This window comes from Amycolatopsis kentuckyensis (assembly GCF_002155975.1).
Taxonomy (GTDB): Bacteria; Actinomycetota; Actinomycetes; order Mycobacteriales; family Pseudonocardiaceae; genus Amycolatopsis; species Amycolatopsis kentuckyensis.
Window position 1 is genome coordinate 1 of sequence record NZ_MUMI01000599.1, and the last position, 613, is coordinate 613.

At 68.4% G+C, this 613-nt stretch carries 1 protein-coding gene; it reads left to right on the forward strand.

The genetic code is table 11. The features are described from left to right. The first annotated feature begins 154 nt into the window (after positions 1-154). A complete protein-coding gene (locus CCN39_RS43285) occupies positions 155-526 on the forward strand; it encodes a YciI family protein (protein ID WP_086852448.1) in 372 nt (123 codons plus the stop codon). The last annotated feature ends 87 nt before the right edge of the window (positions 527-613 follow it).

Here is a 613-nt window from a genome sequence, read left to right on the forward strand (position 1 = left end):
GTCGTTCTCGTCGATGCGGTGCATCATGAGGAAACGCATGGTCTGCTCCCTGTGTCGTTCGGCCGGGGTCCGGTGCGTTCCCGGACGCGGTGACCGGCCTTCACCCCCGCGTCGAACGCACCGGACCCCGGCCGAACGACACAGGGAGCAGACCATGCGTTTCCTCATGATGCACCGCATCGACGAGAACGACCCGAAGTCGTGGAACCCCACCCAGGAGTTCATGGCGAAGATGGGCGGGTTCATCCAGGAGGCGGCGGAGAAGGGCGTCCTGATCACGGCGGAGGGTGTCCACCCGACGGAGAAGGGCGCGCTGGTCCGCAAGCCGCGCGGCGCCGCGATCCGCGTGACCGACGGGCCGTTCGCCGAGGCCAAGGAGGTCATCGGCGGGTTCGCGCTGATCAACGCGGCGGACCGGGCGGAGGCCGTCGAGTTCGCCAAGCGCTACGTCGACCTGTTCGACCAGGAGATCGAGGTGGAGATCCGGCAGGTCGTGGAGTTCGACGAGCTGCCGACGCAGGACTGACGCCGTCCGGTGGCGCTAGGCTGGCCGGGCAGCGACTCTGGGGGTTGAGCGATGTTCCTGGTCACCGGCGCCACCGGCAACGTCGGT

What these genes read in the sequence shown, in the direction of transcription:
- CCN39_RS43285 (WP_086852448.1), top strand. Translation starts at nt 155, where the DNA reads ATGCGTTTCCTCATGATGCACCGCATCGACGAGAACGACCCGAAGTCG.